This window comes from Paraburkholderia azotifigens, assembly GCF_007995085.1.
GTDB classification, from domain to species: domain Bacteria; phylum Pseudomonadota; class Gammaproteobacteria; order Burkholderiales; family Burkholderiaceae; genus Paraburkholderia; species Paraburkholderia azotifigens.
In genome coordinates this window covers 1,047,147-1,064,811 of sequence record NZ_VOQS01000005.1, presented here as the reverse complement: position 1 = coordinate 1,064,811, position 17,665 = coordinate 1,047,147, and the positions used below count along the sequence as shown (strand labels likewise).

The following is a 17,665-nucleotide window of genomic DNA, read 5'->3' as shown; positions in this document are numbered from 1 at the left end:
AGCGCGGCGTGGTGATGGCGGTTGAGGTATGAACGCGACGATGGCGCGCAAACACAGCGCGGCAAAACGAATCTAGATGATGCTCGAAACAAGATGGCAACCGCAAGTGGCCGCATACCCATGTCGGGCAATGGGAACGCCAGCATCGGTGATGTTCATATCGCCTTCAAGGATGACGTTGGGGTTGATATCAGGATGCAGCGGGCACGTTATCAGGTCGCCTTTGCGTGCGACACGGCGGCCGTCATAGCGCATCGTTTCGGATGCGGTGATGACGCTGCCGCCGTGGTCGGTGGTGTCGGCCAACCGGATCAAATCAATCATGCGACTGTCCTTAATGTTTGGCAGCTGGTGGAAAAGGATTACTGAGATCGGCGCTAAGAATCCAGCCGGTGACGATTTTCCTCTTATCGTCATCCTCAACAAGTATGTCTGGATTGAAGTATCGGATGTATGAATACCGATTTGTCCGCCTAAGCACTACAACGACATCACCGGCCATCAAATAGCCGTGCTTGCCACTCCGTCCAGCCACGTCATAAACAGCCGTCTTTTTGGTTGCCACTGCAATACCCAGCCCCGGGACTTTCATTTTTTCAGTGTAGGGAAGTCCTCCTTCGCTAAACAACCCTCCTGCCGCGCTATCACAGCCAGGACGCCGCGCATTTGTACGAATATTTAGCTTGTCACCGTTCATAGACAGGCTACCTTTTATAGGGGAATCCGCATCACGTTGCGTGTAATTGAATTGCCGTTTATGGTAGTCAAGATTAAAGGTTTCCATGGGTATCAAACCATTCTGACTAGCACGCACCTTGTCGACCGACATGAAGAAAAAATTGCAAAAGAATCTTTCATTGTGTGCAGAATAAAAACCATAAATTTCCCCTCCGTCTTTGAGGGTAACCACGGATGTTTCATCGTAAATTGAAACTTCTCCGCAAATGGCCGGGCTGCGAAAAGACAAAAGCAAAAGTAAAACAACGACATTGATAATTTTATTTGAACTCATTATAGTGTTGTTCCATTTGCTGTGGAAATGCGGCGGGATATCCCAACCCGTTATAATGCTTTGCGAAGTTTGTCCAATTTCTTTTTTGCAAGGCTTCTAAAGCTCCGGCGCTTACCTTGGTCATGTATGCGACGAATAAGTCAAACTGCGCATCGACTCCGGTCATTACTGCATTAGCTAAGGCGATAGGACTGGCATATCCCATTCGATAATAAAAGAATCCCATTACTTGGAACGCCCCCCAGGAGCAGGCCATAATTGAGGCAGGAAAGTCCAACTGTGACGCCCGAACCAGTCTTTCATACTGATACATAACATCGGCATCCTGGTGCAACCACCCACCGTTGCCATTCTTTGGTTTTCCTGTTGAATACCCTCCGAGTTTCGGAAAACAGAGGTCGGGATATTTTGGAAAATGGTTTGTAATATTTGAGTAATCTCGATCCTCCCAATGATCGCTCTTATTGCTGAGGCAGCGCCGGGAATCCCGGGAGTGTCTGCATCCGCGGCAGGTCCTGTTGACCAGGCGGGTGCAGGCTGCGCACCTGTTCCAGCCTTGACCTGTACAGACAGCCCTTCGATGGGCTTTTGCAGCACGTCGCGGAAGACGAAGGTCACTTCGACATACGGGCTCGGGGGAGCCTTCGGTACGTGTGCGTGCTGGCTGGCGGATTGACGATGTTGCATGAGAGATTTCCGTGTGTTCATTCCAGCGACCGTTCAGGCGATCGCCTTAGCGCCATCGAACTCGTCACGGTCGTATGCGTCCTCGGCGATACCCCAGTCGCCCGCGCCAATTTCGCATCTGACTTTGGTTGGCGTCGATGTATTGACGGTCAGGGTGGAGCCTTTGGTCAACATGCCTTGCTGCTGGATCGTGCCGTCCGGCAGATACACGCGATAGGGCTGGCTAGCGATTGCCGGCCCTATGCCGTAGTTCTCCGCAACGGTACTGACGTCGAACGTTTGCGAGTAGAAGGCGGCCTGTTCTTGTGCGAGCGGCGCAAGCGGAAGCGCGGGTAGCGGGGCACGGATGGCCGATGCACCAGGTTTGTCCCACGACGGCGTCTTTTCAAGGATCGGTCCCGGCGAGCCGTTGGTAATTCCGTCGCCGGTGATGTGGGTATATGAACCACCTGAACCAATCCAGACGCCCTTCGATGCGTTGATGACGATCTGTCCATTGACGCTGCTGATGGTGATGTCCTTCAACGCGGCGAGTGCCATTTGATCGCTTTGCGCCTGTATCTCGACCTTGCCTTTCGCTGCAATCAGTCTCACGCCAAGCTGGTAAGCAAACATCGAGACGGCGCCGCGTACCGATGCAAGAAACGAACGGCCCGTCGATACACTCACGTCGCGGCCTGCCGTTATCGCATGGTCCTTGTGGCTTGCCTGATGTGTGCTATCGGCTGTAGTGGTCGCAATGCCTGCACTGCTTGATAGAAGCAGATCGGGACGCGTCATTTCCGGCGATGGAGCGTCGTCAGATTTCGCATCACCCTTGATCGCGTCATTCTGTGTCTTGATCGTTTGGGTCGCATCGTGCTGGTTCACGTCTACCGATTGCGCCTGATGCTGCTGCGCAAGCTTCGCCATGTCCTCGTGTTGCGCGCGGGCCCGGGTGAGTTGCGCGACGGTCTCGGCCATGTCCCTGGCCTTGCCTGTTGCAATGGGCCGCGCAACGGTCGTGAGTAGCATCCCTTTTGCCGCGCGCAGCACGCCCCACAGATCGGTACGTAGTTCATAGCCTTCGCCGCGCGCATCCTGCAAGCCCTTGTTGCCATCAATGCGGGTGTTATAGCCTAGGCTCAAACTCGATTTGCCGTGGTCGCTGGCGATCTGCGCCTGTATCCGGCCGGGCGTCGCATCCAGCACCGAATGTGCCGACTCCCGACCATATCCAAGGCTTTTGATGCGCGTTCCGTAAAGCGCCTGATTGTGAGGAAGCTGGAACGGCGGCCGGTTAAACTTGTCCACGACAAAGCCCGCCACGATGGGCCGGTCCGGATCGCCGTTGACGTGCGAGACAACGACCATCTGCCCGGCACGGCCCGGCGCGATGGTGCCCATTTCGTCACCCTGCCATTGCGACACGACGCGGACCCAGATCGACGTACCGCCTTCATAATCACCGTCGCGATCCCACTCGAACTGGATCAGCAGGCAATGCCGGTAGTCGATCCATGTTTCATGCTCATGGGGGGCGACAATAACGGCGAGTTCGAAACCGTCAATTCGCGGTTTGTGGGTCACCTGGGGCATCCGGTAATACTCACCAGCGGGCATCAGTTCGAACGACGTGTCCACCGAATAGGTGCGCCATGTGCCCGATGATGCACCGACTTCGGTTATTTCCAGATCGCACGACAGCACGAGATACTCGCCGTTCGCCTTGTTCTGGGGATACTGGATGAGGTCGAACGTGCGGCCTGCCTGTAGCGCACGTAAATGTCCTTTACCACGCGCGCGAACACCCTTGCAGCGTTCCGCCTCAAGCTTTACGCGTGCAAAGTGCTGGCCCTCGTCGCGTAGTTCCTCGGGCGTTGGTTCCCGGTGAGACGATGCCTGGGTGAATTCAGCGCGGTCGTAAATTTCGATCTCACTCAGCGCTGTTTCGCTATTGCTTTCGCAAGTCTCACGGTTGGGCACAAGGTTTTTGTTCAAACGCGGGTGCATATAGCTATGGTCGCCCACGGTGACCTTGCCGACCGTGCTTGCGTACACGATCTCAAGCTCGCTGATGTGCTCTTCGTCAATGCGGCTGCCCGTGTGATAGCGCAGTGTTTTATATGCGATCCCGTGCGGGTGAAAACCGCCCATCGTGTCCGAGATAACCAGCGAGTGAAAGCCTTTCCGGTGTTCAAACCAGCAGACCAGCCCCCATTCTTCCATGAGGCGCATGGCGAAATCCCAGTCGCATTCGCCTTCCTGCCGCATGTACTCACGTTTGGGATAATCCAGGCGGCCGCTCCACGGCCCGCCGATCCGCCATTCGATCGTTCCTTGGTAGTCGCGGAAAACTCTGGAAATGACCTCCTGGACGTTCTGATCCTTGAATATCCGCCGTTCGCGGTTCATCTTTGCGCACCATATAAAGGGCTCAAGGACAAACTCATAAACTGCCGCACGATCGTCCACGCATTTGATACTTGCGGCCGTAATCTCGCCGTTGATATAGCGGATATCGGCACCGATGTTCGTCCTGGGCGGCGAACCGCGCATGCCGGGATCGGGTGTGCCGATGCCGGTTCCCTGTATGGCAATCGTCGCGTTGGAGTGCAGGATATGTTCAAGATCGACCTGTGCGGCGTCGTCAGGGTCGCGCAGGAAATCCGCGTTCTCGACCTGTGCAAGAATCGTGTAGCGAAAGCTTTCGCCTAGTGCCTCGCGACCTTTCAGGCTTCGGACAGTGAGCATCTGCTCACGGATTTCCTTGCCGCGCGGCCCGTAGCCGACGATTTCGGGCAGGGCGGGGCATTCAAGCGTGATGGTGTAGGACTGGAGTGTCCACGGTTCCATGACAGACCTCACGCCTTCTGAAGCGTGGTAGGGCACGCGATTTTGCGCCCGGTACAGGCAACGGGTACGCTCCCATTACGCGGCCCGCCTGCACAGAGCGGATATGCATGATGCACGTATCTGTTTCGTCTCTCGTTCATTAATTGTTATCCTCTTCCACTTCGCCCCCGGATATGTCCGAACGGTTGAATTTCGCTGAACCGGAGAAATTGCGCTATAAGAAAACTTCGAAATTGGGTGGTGATTTGTCTCTAATGACGTTTTTCTATTTCACCGAAAAGAATAATTCTTCTGGACAACGAATGTTGACCAATGCCGTTTGTGGGCCGATATTGCGAATGATTCAGATGGTCCAAACTTGAGCCTGGACAAAATGAGAGCCCGCGCAATGCGGGCTTTGTCGTTTCTGGTGTAGCTATTCGCGCCATTCTTCGTAAAGGCTCACCACGCGCGATCTGTACGCAAGTGGCGCGGCGGCGCTGCGCGATGCGTTACTGCATGCCGTCGAGCGTGGCGGCGTCTTCGCTCTGTCGCTATGACGATTGAAGCCCGCTTCGACGAATGGAGCGAGTTGTTCGATCTGTTCGCTTCAGGTTGGTAAGCGGACAGTATTTGTGAAGTCCGAATCGGCCTACGCGTCGCCGTGCTGGTCGTGTCAATCAGGCCGCCAAGCCTGAGCTGACTTTGTATCGACAGCGGGGCCATGCATAACATGGCCGATCCGGAGCGGAACCGCCTGCCGGAGCGAAGCCTCATTTTCCGGATTTTCTTACAGTGACGCCCCATCCGCGTGTCGGACTTCGCGAATCGTCGGCGAGTCGACAACCAGGGCCGCGTGCATTCACCGCTGTCGCGCGGGGCCCGTGGGTAAAGGTCAAGGGTTGGCGGTGTTAGCCCGCTTTCTTTGCCGACTTTCTTTGCGGCGGCAAAGAGGGTAGGTGCCGCCCCGCACAGGGGCAACGCAAGCAAACCAAAAAACAAAAAACACTAATTCCCCACCCCTGGGGAAACAGAAATAGCGACGCCTTCAGAGCGCACAACCTCCACTTGATCGCCCACCCGAATATCCTTCAACTGCTCGGGATCGACGAGCACATTCTCCTTGCCCTGCGGGCCTCTTACCGTAATGTGTTTCCCGTTGGCATCGATGGCAACGACATCGCCCACGATCGTCACCTCGCGTCGAATCGTGCCACCAGGCTTAGCCCCGGACGCAGCCGGCAGCAAGATCTGCCGCTCCTTCGAAGACCTCGGGCCGCTCGTCTTCCTGAGACTCAAAGATCTCGCCTCGTGGTACTCGGTGGTGACGACATCGCCGATCTTCAGCTGATCGAAGTTGCGCACCTGCTCGCCCGCCTTCAGTTCTTCCGTCCGGCCATCTTTGTTCTTTAGCGTGACGGTCCGCGTCGCGGGATCGATCGCGACCACCGTTGCAACCACGGTAGCCGTGCCCGTCACAGTCGTGCTGCCGTTGCCTTTCTCGACCTGCACGGATGTCTGCGGCTGGGCTAAAGCCGCTCCCGTCATCATGGCGGCAACGGCTGCCGCAAGAAAATAGCGGATCTTCATTGTCGTGCTCCCTCTCATGGCGGCGAGTCCTGCCATCGTCGGATTACGCCTTGAGCGTCAGCGCCGCGATGCGTCGTTTGTCGCGCACGAACGCCAGCAACAACGCCGCCATCGCGCACGCCGAGATGGCGGTCAGTAGCGCGCCTTTGCCGCTGTGGATCAACAACCAGCCTCCGACCGTCGGAAAGCCAAATGCGCCGATGAAGTACGCGGTGACGAACCACGTCAGAACGGCATTGTGATGCGCGACGTCGGAGTCGTTGACAAGCTGTGTCTGCATCACGGGATAAACCAGCCCGTAGCCCGTTCCGAACAGCACCGCCGCCGATACCTGGAAGAACACGTGATAAGGCACCGCGAACATCGATGCAATGCCGAGCACCATTACGACGAGCAGAACTTTGGTCGCGGTTTCGGTGGAGACGTTGGCAACGAGCCGTGCGAGCAGCCAGCGCATCGAGACGACGGTCAACGTATAGAGGCTGAAGAACGTGCTCGCCTGGGCACGCGTGCCTTGAACCAGAGACATCTGGAACGTCATGATGCCCGAGAAGACGCATGCGCCGAGCGCGATCATCAGAATCGGATAGACGGCCTGCGTGCGCGCGATCGCGCCGAGGTCGCCGAGCCATCGCTCTTTCAGTACCTCAGCGGGCGAATGCGGCGAGAGGCGGCCAAACATCTCCAGCAGAACGGCAGCGATCGCGCACAGGCCTGCTATCACACCAAGCGCGCCGTTGACGGACCAGTGCAGAAAGTGGATCGCGTAGGCGGCGAGTGCCGGGCATCCGCCGATTCCCGCCATCTGGAATGTCCCGAAGCGTAGAAACCAGATACCGCGATTCGCGCTATCGGTTCGCTCCGATAACGCCAGCGGCGCTGCAACGTAGAACGCGCCCCAACCGAGACCGAGAAGAAATCCGGCAAGCACTTCCAGCGAGCTGTCGCGAACGGCCGGCGAAAAACCCGCAATGCCGATGCCGACGCATAGTGCAGCGAGCGCGCTCATGCGCGCCGTCCCGATGCGCGGTGCCAGCGAGCGGACCATCGTCACACCGACGAAGGTTCCAAACACGCCGCCCGCGAGCGCGATGCCCGTGTCGAATTCATTACCGCCGATGGTCCGGAAGCGCATTGAAAGGAGAAACGTGGCGCCGTATCCCGCGCCCGTCAGCAGCGTGCCGATGAGCAAAAAGAGCGCGCCCGCAGGGCGCAGGGTGGAGGTGAAAGTGGTTGCCACGGCGTTCGGTCGGTCATCTCATCGTTAGACGAAATAGTATGAACCGGGACGACGAACCTGTTCAAGGATGAGGCGCGCCGCCCGCTTTCTGTCGCGAAGAGGGCCGAAAATCAAGGGGCCGGAAATCAAGCTGTTTAGCAATCGGCGTGCCGCGTGGGCTCATTGCGTCGCGCCATGCGTCACGCGCCCAAGGAAGCTGCGCATGATCCCCGCTATTTCGCCGGGTTTTTCATCGAGTGCAAAGTGGCCGGCATCGAGAACATGCACTTCCGCGTTGGGCAAATCGCGTTGATAAGCCGCCACTTCCGCGACCTGAAAAGAAGGATCGTATTTGCCCCAAACGATGAGCGTCGCCGGTTGATGCTTCCTCAGCCATGCCTGCCAGTTCGGATAGCTCGCGACGTTCGTTTGATATGAGTAGAACAGATCGGTTTGGATCTCCGCTTGCCCCGGACGGCTCAGGAAAGCGAATTCGTCGGTCCACAGGTCGGGGTTGATCGTTTCGGGGTGAGGGTTCGCGCCGACATGCCGCTGGCGGGCCGAAGCGAGAGAAAGAAAGTTCTCGCGCAGCGCCGCTTCATTCGATACGCGGTCTTTCCAGAATCTGCGCCGCGTGTCCCATAGCGGCCCGAGTCCGTCTTCATGCGACACCGCATTCTGAACGATCAATGCGTCGATACGCCCCGGATGCTGAACGGCGAGACGCATGCCGATCGGTCCGCCATAGTCCTGCACGAACAGCACGTAATGTTTAAGTCCCAACGCTTGCGTGAAGTGATCGGTGACCTCGGCGAGATGGTCGAACGTATAGGCAAAGTCTTTTGCGGCAGGCGCATCGCTGTGGCCGAAACCCGGATAGTCGGGCGCGACCAGATGGTACGAATCGGACAGGCGCGACAGCAGCGGATCGTACATCCGCGACGAAGAGGGAAAGCCGTGCAGCAACAGGATCGTCGGCGCATCGCGCGGGCCTGCTTCGCGGTAGAAGATCGACAACCCGTCTACCTTCACGGTCCGATAGTAGACGGGCGTATCCGTCGTGCCGGCATTGGCCGTTGCGGATGCCGCCTGCGATGGCGTCGTCATCGCCATGCCCAGGCATGCGGCCCATGAAGCGAGAATCCAGGACTTGAGCAATGGAACACCCTTTGGAAATGAACATCGCGAGCGAATGATCCGCACACGCGGGCATGAACAAGTCTACGAGGGGGCTTTGCAATTCGCAGTGCAAGTCCCGCGTCGACGCCCGGTCAGGTTTCGAACTTGAGTCTTTGCTATCTAATCTGTTTATCGCGTCGCTCAAATAAAAGCATCGAAGCGGGTGATGCGGCACCGTCAGGAATATCACGCCGTGAGCCTTCAACAGCCAGCAACGCCGATGAATTCCAATCGCCCGGTTGTGAGAAAGCGCTCCCTCGCCGGAGCGACTCGCGCCATTTCATATGGTTAACCCGACCTTTCGGGGCAGCCTTCAATTTCGATAGCTTGCGTCCCGACAGACGGTTCGACGCATTGCCGCCGGCTGTCGCGACTTTGCATTCAACTGGATCAAGAGGAACAGGATGCGTCTGGGTTGGTACTCTAGTCTCACGTCTGTCGAACGCCGCACGTTCTGGGCATGCTTTGCCGGCTTCGGCCTGGATTCGATGGACGCCACCATTTTTTCACTCGTCATCCCGGCGCTTATTGCGACGCTCGGCCTGACGCATCCTCAGGTGGGTTACCTCGCCACGGCGGCTCTGCTGGGAACGGCGATCGGCGGCTGGGGCGCCGGCATCCTCGCCGACAAGATCGGGCGCGTGCGGATCCTGCAATTCACGATTTTGTGGGTCGCCGTTTCCACCATCGCTGCCGCATTCGCCGACTCCTTTCCGGTGCTGTTCGGCATCCGGTTCCTGCAAGGCCTGGGCTACGGCGGCGAGGCCGCTGTCGGCGGCGTGCTGATCAGCGAAGTCATCCGGCCTGCGGTTCGCGGCCGCGTCGCAGCCGCGGTACAAAGCGGCTACGCGCTTGGCTATGCCATCTCGGTTGCGTTGCTGCCTGTGATCGCTTCGATGTTTCCCGAGCAATTCGGCTGGCGCGTGTTCTTTGCGCTCGGCGTCGTGCCTGCCGGGCTTGTCTTCTTCGTTCGCCGTCTCGTGCCCGAGTCGGGCGTGTATGCCGAGGCGAAGGCGGCGCGCAGCGACGGCGTCAAGGCAACCCCGTTCTGGGAGATCTTCGCGCGCGCTCACCTGCGCCGCACGTTGGCGGCGGTGATCATGGGGACAGGCATCTTCGGTGGCGCGTACGTGATGATCACGTGGCTGCCGACCTATCTGCGCACAGCGCTGCATCTTTCCGTTGGATCGAGCGCGGGTTATCTGGCCTGCAACATCCTCGGCTCGCTGGTGGGCCCGCTTCTGTACGGCTGGTTGTCGGACCGTGTTGGCCGCCGGCCTGCGTTCATGACGTTCCTCGTGCTGCAGGCGGGCAACGTGGCCATCTATCTGCTCGCGCCGATCGGCGCAAGCGTGACCGTGGTGCTCAGCTTTTTCCTGGGCGCATTCCAGGGCGCTTTGGCGTCCGGCATGCTTCCGACGTTTGCCGAATTGTTTCCGAGCAACATACGCGCGAGTGGTCAGGGATTTTGCCTCGGCGGTGGCCGCGGTTTCGGCTCGGTCGTTCCGGCGACGGTTGGGTTGCTGGCAGCGAACCTGCCGCTCGGTACGGCGATGGGAACATGCGCGCTGTGCGCTTACGGCGTGGCGTTCTGTGCGGCTGTGTTCCTGCCCGAGACGAGTGGTACCGATTTGCACGAGACTTCGCGTGATCCCGCTGTGCATACAGACGGCCAGGCCGGATCGCGTGACGGCAACTTTAGCCACGAGCGCGCATAACGCCGCGCAGGGACTGGTTCGCAGAACTTTCGTGGTTGTCAGTCGGGCGACGTTAGCCTCGTCGCCCGACGCAATGCCGGGCAGGGCCGCAGCCGATCGGGAGACGCGAGTCCGGCCGTTCCCCCCAATTCACCTATTCGCCGCTCCGAAACCCCTCTCGCTTCATCGTCTCGATACTTGCATCGAAGCGCGCGCCATTGCCGCCCAACGTCACGGTCGCGCGCCTTGCCGCTTCGAGCAGCGCGGTCAGCGCGACGGTGAAGGTCGATGCCATGTCGAACCGGGCCTTCGGCCCTGATAGCGTTAACGCGCCGACCAGTTCGCCCGTCGCGCTGAATACGGGCACCGATGCGGACGCTGTCTCAGGATCGCGCTCCCCGTGCGAGACCGCCCACAACCGTGCGCGCACGGTGTCCCATCGCGCGTCGTGAGTATCGGTGAACGCGAGGAGCACCTTGCCGGACGCGCCCTTGTCGATCGGAAATTCTTCGCCGATCCGGATGGACACGCGCACGGCGCGCGCAGGTTCGACGCGAAACAGGACGAGTCGCTGATCGCCTTGCCGGACATACAGCGAGGCAGTCTCGCCAAGATCGCGGCTGAGTTGCTGAAGGATCGGCTCGACCACGGGACCCACATCGAACGAGCGCTGGTAGAGCGCGGCGAGGCGCAACGGCTGCGGTCCGATGGCGTACTGGCCGTCATTCAGCTTGCGGATGAATCCGCCATGCTCCAACGCGCCGAGCAAACGCAGCACGGTGCTCTTGTACAGATCCGTCCGACGCGAAATCTCCGCGAGCGACAACCGGCTGTCGGCCGGCCCGAACGCGTTGAGAATAGCAAACGCGCGATCCAGCACCGCGACACCGCTCGCCCCATCGTTAGCGGCTGAAGACTTCGACCCCGCCGTTTCCTGCGTCTCGGTGGACACGTCCGTTTCCTTTCCCGTTTATCTCGCCGATCACTCTACCGTTCTATCTGACGGAACGCAAGTTTCGAAAAAGCTCAAATCTTGGGGTAAACCCATCTTAAATTACGGACTTTCGCATCCTATAGTTCTATCAAACAGAACGTAGTTCTTTCCAATAGAACGTTTTGAATTGGAGCGAAGTGAAAATGTCTTCTACGCCCAGGATTCTCGTGAGCGAAGTCGGGCCGCGCGATGGCCTTCAAAGCATCAAGAGCGTCATGCCGACGGCAGCCAAGCTGCGCTGGATTTCCGCACTCGCCGCTGCGGGACTGAAGGAGATCGAAGTCGGATCCTTCGTGCCCGCGCGGCTGTTGCCGCAGATGGCGGACATCCGCGAAGTCGTCGCGCATGCACTGACCATCCCCGGTCTGCACGTTGCCGTGCTCGCGCCGAATTTGCGCGGCTCGCAGAGCGCTTTCGAAGCGGGGGTGCACAAGGTCACGTTGCCGGTGTCGGTGACCAACGGGCACGCGATGGCGAACATCCGCAAGACCACCGGCGAGATGATTCAGGAAGTGCGCGAGATCGTCGCGTTGCGTAACGCGCAGTTTCCCCGTGTACAGATCGAAGCAGGGGTGTCCGTCGCGTTCGGTTGCACGATCGCAGGCACGGTCAGCGACGACGAGACGATGCGGATGTGTCACGCGATGGCCGAATGCGGCGTCGATGAAATCGGCCTGTCGGATACCAGCGGTTACGCGAATCCCACGCAGGTCCGGCGTCTCTTTCGCCGCTTGCATGCCGAACTCGGTGACAGGGCGGGCGGCGCGCATTTTCACAACACGCGCGGACAGGGTCTGGCTAACGTCGTCGCCGCGCTCGATGCGGGCGTCACGACGATCGACGCCAGTCAGGCTGGCCTCGGCGGCTGTCCCTATGCGCCGGGCGCGACGGGCAACATCGTGACGGAAGACCTCGCGTTCATGCTCGAAGCAATGGGCTATGACACGGGTATCGATATCGACGCCCTGGTTGCGGCACGCGCGATTCTCGCCGAGGCACTGCCGGGCGAGGCGCTCTACGGCCACGTGCCGGATGCCGGATTGCCGAAGGGCTTCAGCTATGCAGATGGGCGCGCACCGAGCGCACCGCAGCCGGAGGGATGTTTGCTGGGAGTGCCGCAATGAATGATACGAATCAGTCCCTGCCGTACAGCGGCGTGCGCGTGGTCGAGATGACGCATATGGTGATGGGGCCGACCTGCGGCATGGTGCTGGCCGATCTTGGCGCCGAGGTCATCAAGATCGAGCCGGTCGCGGGCGATAGCACGCGCTCGCTGCGCGGATCGGGGGCGGGTTTCTTCGGCACGTTCAACCGGAACAAGAAGAGCATTGCGGTCGACGTCAAAGACGCGCGCGGAATCGAGGTCGTGCACAAGCTCCTCGCAGGCGCGGACATTTTCAGCGAGAACTTCAAGAGCGGCTCGATGGACAAGCTCGGCCTGGGCTATGCGGCGCTATCGAAGATCAATCCCCGGATCATCTACGTCTCGCACAAAGGTTTCCTGCCCGGTCCATACGACCACCGGACCGCACTGGATGAAGTCGTGCAGATGATGGGCGGCCTTGCCTACATGACGGGACCGGAGGGACGTCCGCTGCGCGCGGGCACGAGCGTCAACGACATCATGGGCGGCATGTTCGGAGCGATCGGCGCGATGGCTGCCCTCGCGCAACGCGAGCGCACAGGCAAAGGCCAGGAAGTTCAAAGCGCGCTGTTCGAGAACAACGTGTTTCTCGTTGCGCAGCACATGATGCAATACGCGGTCACGGGAACGGCTGCGGCACCGATGCCAAGCCGCATCTCCGCGTGGGCCGTGTACGACGTGTTCTCTGTCAGGAACGGCGAACAGATTTTTCTCGCCGTCGTGTCCGACACGCAATGGGCCTTGTTTTGCGATGCATTCGGCCTGGATGAACTGAAGTCGGACGAACGGATCGCCACCAACAATCAGCGTGTAGAGGCGCGCGACTGGCTGTTGCCGCGGCTTCGCCAGCATATGGCGGCGTTCAGTGCGGCGGAAATCAGCACGATTTTCGAGCGCATCGGCTTGCCGTACGCGCCGATCACGAGGCCACAGGATCTGTTCGACGATCCGCATCTGCTCGCGACGGGAGGCCTCGCCGATGTGACGCTGCCGCCCGATGCCAGCGGCGCAGGCGAAGCCGTCTCCACGCGGACCGCGCTGCTGCCGCTCACGCTGGGCGGCGAGCGCTTGCGGCTTCGCGCAGCGCCGCCCGCACTTGGACAGGACACGCGCGCGCTGCTGCAGCAACTCGGCTACACCGATGACGAACTGCGACAGCTCGTCGATGCAGGTGTTGTCCGATGTCAGAACGAGCCAGCGGGCGATCACCCGAATCCTTCCGCCAACGAGCTGGCCAGCGCCTGAAAACAAGGCATCACAAGGAAACGCTGCGCAACGCAGGCCGCACTGTGGCCGGCGGCGCCAGCGAATTGTCTGGAGACGACAATGACATCCGTTTCTTCCTCGGGCATGGCGGCCGGGACGTCCACCACGCTCGAACAGCAGGCAGTCAGAAAAGCTGCGTGGCGTTTTATCCCGCTGCTCGCGCTCGCTTATTTCTTCAACTACCTGGACCGCACCAGCGTCGGTTTCGCGGCACTCACGATGAATCGCGACCTCGGGTTGACGGCCACGCAGTTCGGCTGGGGCGCAGGCATCATGTTCGCCGGCTATTGCATCTGCGAAGTGCCGAGCAATCTCGCGTTGTACCGTTTCGGCGCCCGCCGCTGGCTGGCGCGCATCATGATCACGTGGGGCTTGATGGCGGCTGCAACGGCGCTTGCCGTCGGGCCGACCAGTTTCTATGTGATCCGCCTGCTGCTCGGGATCGGCGAAGCGGGCTTCTTCCCCGGCGTCATCTTTTTCCTTGCTGTCTGGTTCCCCGCCAGTTACCGGACGCGCGTGCTCGCGTGGTTCACGGTCTCGACTCCGCTGTCGTCGCTCGTCGGCGGGCCTTTGTCCTCGTGGCTTCTTCAGCTGGACGGCGTGCTCGGACTGCCCGGCTGGAAATGGATGTTCATCGTCGAAGGTCTTCCCGCATGTCTGCTCGGATACCTTGTCTTGAAGCTGCTTGCCGACAAGCCTGCCGATGCTCGCTGGCTGTCGAACGGAGAACGTTACGCGCTGCAAAATGCATTCGACCGCGAAGGGTCAGCGGCACAAAAGAAGAAGGACTTTCGCGCTGCCCTCAAGGACGCACGGGTCTACGTGCTTGCGATGATCTCCTTCGGCTTCACGATGGGTTCGTATGGCATCGGCATCTGGCTGCCGCAGATGCTCAAGGCGCATGGCATGAGCGTCACGCAGACGGGCTGGTTTTCCGCGGTGCCGTACTTCTTCGCCACGATTGCACTGCTGTGGTGGGCGAAGCGCGTCGATCGCCGGGGAGGGCACATTGCCAACCTCGCCGCAGGGCTCTTCATCGGTGCGATCGCGCTCGGCGTGTCGACCTGCTTTCATCAACTGCTGCCCGCGATGGTCGGCATGACGCTGGCGCTGATCGGCACGATCGCGGGACGCACGATTTTCTATACGCTGCCCGCACGCTTTCTTTCCGGTCAGGCAGCCGCGGGCGGACTGGCGCTGATCAATTCGATCGGCGCGCTGGGCGGATTTGCCGGTCCGTATCTCGTCGGCTATCTGAAGGACAGCTACGGCACATTCACTGCCGGCATGTTCGGGCTGGCAATCGTGCTTGGCGTCACGACGCTGTTGACGCTGTCCCTGTACGCATTCAACCGGGGCGAACGATGACACGACAGATCGATTCGATGAGGCGTCGCCAGCTTCTGCGCGCCGCCGCCGCGACGCTCGCCATGCCGGCCATCGCCACCGCCGCCGCACAGGCAATTGCCAACGAAACGACACGCCCCATGAAGCCGACCAGCAACTATCTGCCTGTACGAGCCGAATGGCTCGCCGCCGGGACCGAGCCCGCCCTCGAACCGGAGATGCCGATCGTCGATGCGCATCATCATTTTTACGAGCGGCCTGGTTGGACATATCTGCTGGACGAGTACCTTCACGATGCACAGTCCGGGCATAACATCACGGCCTCCGTGTACATGCAGGCGCTGACGCGCTATCGGCAATCGGGGCCTGAGGCACTGCGGCCGGTTGGCGAAACGGAGTATGTGACCGGCGCGACGGCGCCGGCACAGACGGGCAAGCCGCAAGTCGCGAAGGGTGTGGTCGGCTATGCGGACCTTCGTCGCGGCGCAGCGGTGCGTGACGTTCTCGAAGCGCATCTAGAGGCTGCGCAAGGGCGTTTTCGAGGCGTTCGCCATCTCGTCACATGGGACGCGGACCAGACGCTGGTGAATCCGCTGTCGGCCGTGCCCCGCGGATTGCTGCTCGATCGCGATTACCGCGCCGGCGTCGCGCAACTCGCGCCGCTCGGACTGTCCTACGACGCGTGGCTATTCTTCCCGCAGCTTCCCGAACTGTTCGATCTTGCGAAGGCCTATCCCGACACGCCGATCATCGTCAATCACTGTGGCGGTGTCGTGCGCATCGCGAGCTACGAAGACAGGCGCAAGGAAGTGTTCGAAAGCTGGTCGCACTCGATGCGAGAACTGGCGCAGCTGCCTAACGTCTACGTGAAGGTTGGCGGACTCGGGATGCGGATCAACGGCTTCGACTTCGAGAAAGGTGAATTGCCGCCTTCATCGACGCAGCTGGCGCAGGCGTGGAAGCCGTGGATGCACACCTGCATCGAAGCCTTCGGGGCTGATCGTTGCATGTTCGAGAGCAATTTCCCCGTCGACAAGGGCTCGTATCCGTACAGCAACGGCTGGAATGCGTTCAAACGGATGACCGCGGACGCGAGCGCGACCGAACGGGAAGCGTTGTTTCGAGGAACAGCAACGAGGGTCTATCGGCTTGGATGAGGGGTGAATCGCTTTGGCTGGCGGCGTTACGCACGATAGTCCTGCGCCGTCATTCGCGGACGGGAGGCGACAATGCGCATCGCCCGCGGTATGCAAGGGTGATCGACGCGGCTCGAGTCGCGTGCGTCACCCGCGCTCGGGAGTCACGGGTACACCGAGCCCCACCTTCACGCTGCTCATGCTCACCAGCGTCTTGAATCGTTTGACGTTGTTGTTCGAGAAGAACAATTGCCGCGTGAGGGCCGTGTACTCCTCCATATTGCGAACCGTCAGGATCAGCACGAAGTCCCTACGATGAGTCGGTCGAAGAGGCGGCGCGACTGGCTTCGCTGAACGGCTGGCACGTCGTGTCCGATACGTCGTACGACGGTTACGAAGACATCCCGCGCGACGTGATGCAGGGTTACGGCACGATCGCGGCGGAGATCGTCGAACAGAGCGATAGCCGGCCAGATCGTCCGGCGTACACGCATGTCTTCATTCAGGGCGGCGTCGGTGGTCTTGCAGCCGGACTGGTCAGCTATCTGTGGGAGTTTCCCGGGTGTCGACCATTTCATGACGATCGGCGATGCCGATGCAGTGAACGCGATGCGTATCCTGGCTGCGGGGAGCGACACGGATGCCCCCGTCGTTGCAGGCGAGTCGGGTGTAGCGGGTCTTGCTGGTCTGATCGCGCTATTGCAGGGCCAGCCGTTGTCCAGCCAGGTGGGTCTCGATGGCGCTTCGCGCATACTGCTGGTCAACACTGAAGGTGCGACGGCGCCTGCTGCATATCAGGAACTGGTCGGAGAGTCTGCAGAATCTGTTCTTCAGCGGCAAATGGCTTTTTAAGTGTTAGCCAGACAGTTTGAGGTGAAGGGGTTCCAATTCGACGTTTGCCATGCGCGGAAAGAATTGGGAGGAAATTTTTACGTCTCGGTTAAATGTGAATGGCATATTTAGACCTTTTTGAATGGCATTTGAGAAAACTGCTCAAGGTCGGAGAACTGGCGGATGATGTACTTCGGTCAGGTCGCCTATGAACCGGCGAACGACGGGAGTCTGTCGGGGCCTGCATCGCCGCTCTAGAAACCGTACAGTATGGGGCTCGCCGCCACCAGAGAAAACCATGAAACGACTGCTCTTCGCTGCACTCGCCGCCACCTGTTTCCTGACGGGCGTCCATGCCCAAAGCAACGCGCCCGGCCCGCTCATCACGCCCTCGGGCGAACTGCAATTCGTGCGCGTCGACCGCGAGTTCGTCGGGATGCTCGACACGCAAAGCTTCGATCGCTTCAGCGCGAGCACGCTCACGCATTTCGATGAAACCAGCAGCTCATATCAAACGGTGACACGCATGCTCGTGCAGACCGATTCCGGCCTCGCGCTATACGATTTTCGGCACCGTCCGCCGCTTGTACAGCGCTCGGAAAAGCGCATGACAATCAAACGCGTGTTCTGGCAAGACGACGAAGTGGTGATGCAAAGCTCACAAGGCTGGTTGCGTTTCAAGGGCGGCGTGTTGACGAAACTGCAGTCGTCCAAGACGACCTACCATTGAATTAAATGCACGTGCTCGG

Annotated in this window: 14 protein-coding genes and 2 pseudogenes; 7 read left to right on the top strand and 9 right to left on the bottom strand. The window is 59.9% G+C overall.

What is annotated here, in order from left to right; translation table 11 throughout:
* Positions 1-72: 72 nt before the first annotated feature.
* From FRZ40_RS36755 to FRZ40_RS36725, 7 genes are all read right to left on the bottom strand, one after another.
* Entirely contained in the window at positions 73-324 is a 252-nt protein-coding gene (locus FRZ40_RS36755) for a PAAR domain-containing protein (RefSeq protein ID WP_147237460.1), read from the bottom strand.
* Positions 325-334: 10 nt separating this feature from the next.
* Entirely contained in the window at positions 335-1,012 is a 678-nt protein-coding gene (locus FRZ40_RS36750) for a hypothetical protein (protein WP_147237459.1), read from the bottom strand.
* On the bottom strand, positions 999-1,325 hold the full coding sequence (locus tag FRZ40_RS45520; protein ID WP_240057451.1) for an N-acetylmuramidase domain-containing protein: 327 nt from the start codon (positions 1,323-1,325) through the stop codon (positions 999-1,001). The genes FRZ40_RS36750 and FRZ40_RS45520 overlap by 14 nt, the downstream gene beginning before the upstream one ends.
* A gap of 407 nt (positions 1,326-1,732) precedes the next feature.
* Complete coding sequence (locus tag FRZ40_RS36740) at positions 1,733-4,534, bottom strand: type VI secretion system Vgr family protein (RefSeq protein WP_147237457.1); 2,802 nt, start codon at positions 4,532-4,534, stop codon at positions 1,733-1,735.
* A gap of 987 nt (positions 4,535-5,521) precedes the next feature.
* The gene (locus FRZ40_RS36735) at positions 5,522-6,103 is read right to left on the bottom strand and encodes a hypothetical protein (RefSeq protein WP_147237456.1); all 582 of its coding nucleotides are present in this window, start codon (positions 6,101-6,103) and stop codon (positions 5,522-5,524) included.
* A gap of 43 nt (positions 6,104-6,146) precedes the next feature.
* Entirely contained in the window at positions 6,147-7,319 is a 1,173-nt protein-coding gene (locus FRZ40_RS36730) for an MFS transporter (protein WP_028364139.1), read from the bottom strand.
* A gap of 183 nt (positions 7,320-7,502) precedes the next feature.
* Positions 7,503-8,435, bottom strand: a complete 933-nt coding sequence (locus tag FRZ40_RS36725) for an alpha/beta fold hydrolase (RefSeq protein ID WP_147238518.1) — start codon at positions 8,433-8,435, stop codon at positions 7,503-7,505.
* Positions 8,436-8,989: 554 nt separating this feature from the next.
* Here FRZ40_RS36725 and FRZ40_RS36720 point away from each other — a divergent pair.
* Positions 8,990-10,219, top strand: coding sequence for an MFS transporter (locus FRZ40_RS36720; protein ID WP_240057449.1), 1,230 nt, complete (start codon positions 8,990-8,992; stop codon positions 10,217-10,219).
* Positions 10,220-10,352: 133 nt separating this feature from the next.
* Here FRZ40_RS36720 and FRZ40_RS36715 read toward each other — a convergent pair whose 3' ends face one another.
* Complete coding sequence (locus FRZ40_RS36715) at positions 10,353-11,150, bottom strand: IclR family transcriptional regulator (RefSeq protein ID WP_147237454.1); 798 nt, start codon at positions 11,148-11,150, stop codon at positions 10,353-10,355.
* A gap of 185 nt (positions 11,151-11,335) precedes the next feature.
* Here FRZ40_RS36715 and FRZ40_RS36710 point away from each other — a divergent pair, with 185 nt between their 5' ends.
* From FRZ40_RS36710 to FRZ40_RS36695, 4 genes are all read left to right on the top strand, one after another.
* Complete coding sequence (locus FRZ40_RS36710) at positions 11,336-12,316, top strand: hydroxymethylglutaryl-CoA lyase (protein WP_028364136.1); 981 nt, start codon at positions 11,336-11,338, stop codon at positions 12,314-12,316.
* Positions 12,313-13,581: a CaiB/BaiF CoA transferase family protein gene (locus FRZ40_RS36705; protein ID WP_028364135.1), complete on the top strand. Its 1,269-nt coding sequence runs from the start codon at positions 12,313-12,315 to the stop codon at positions 13,579-13,581. The genes FRZ40_RS36710 and FRZ40_RS36705 overlap by 4 nt, the downstream gene beginning before the upstream one ends.
* A gap of 81 nt (positions 13,582-13,662) precedes the next feature.
* The gene (locus tag FRZ40_RS36700) at positions 13,663-14,970 is read left to right on the top strand and encodes an MFS transporter (protein ID WP_147237453.1); all 1,308 of its coding nucleotides are present in this window, start codon (positions 13,663-13,665) and stop codon (positions 14,968-14,970) included.
* Positions 14,967-16,106, top strand: coding sequence for an amidohydrolase family protein (locus FRZ40_RS36695; RefSeq protein WP_147237452.1), 1,140 nt, complete (start codon positions 14,967-14,969; stop codon positions 16,104-16,106). The genes FRZ40_RS36700 and FRZ40_RS36695 overlap by 4 nt, the downstream gene beginning before the upstream one ends.
* A gap of 126 nt (positions 16,107-16,232) precedes the next feature.
* On the opposite strand, the pseudogene FRZ40_RS36690 reads toward FRZ40_RS36695, so the two are convergent.
* Positions 16,233-16,394: pseudogene (locus tag FRZ40_RS36690) on the bottom strand (Lrp/AsnC ligand binding domain-containing protein); the annotation flags it as partial.
* A gap of 2 nt (positions 16,395-16,396) precedes the next feature.
* Here FRZ40_RS36690 and FRZ40_RS36685 point away from each other — a divergent pair.
* Together FRZ40_RS36685 and FRZ40_RS36680 are read left to right on the top strand one after the other, a co-directional pair.
* A pseudogene (locus FRZ40_RS36685) lies at positions 16,397-16,937 on the top strand (pyridoxal-phosphate dependent enzyme); the annotation flags it as partial.
* Positions 16,938-17,214: 277 nt separating this feature from the next.
* Positions 17,215-17,646, top strand: a complete 432-nt coding sequence (locus FRZ40_RS36680) for a hypothetical protein (protein WP_147237451.1) — start codon at positions 17,215-17,217, stop codon at positions 17,644-17,646.
* Positions 17,647-17,665: the final 19 nt, after the last annotated feature.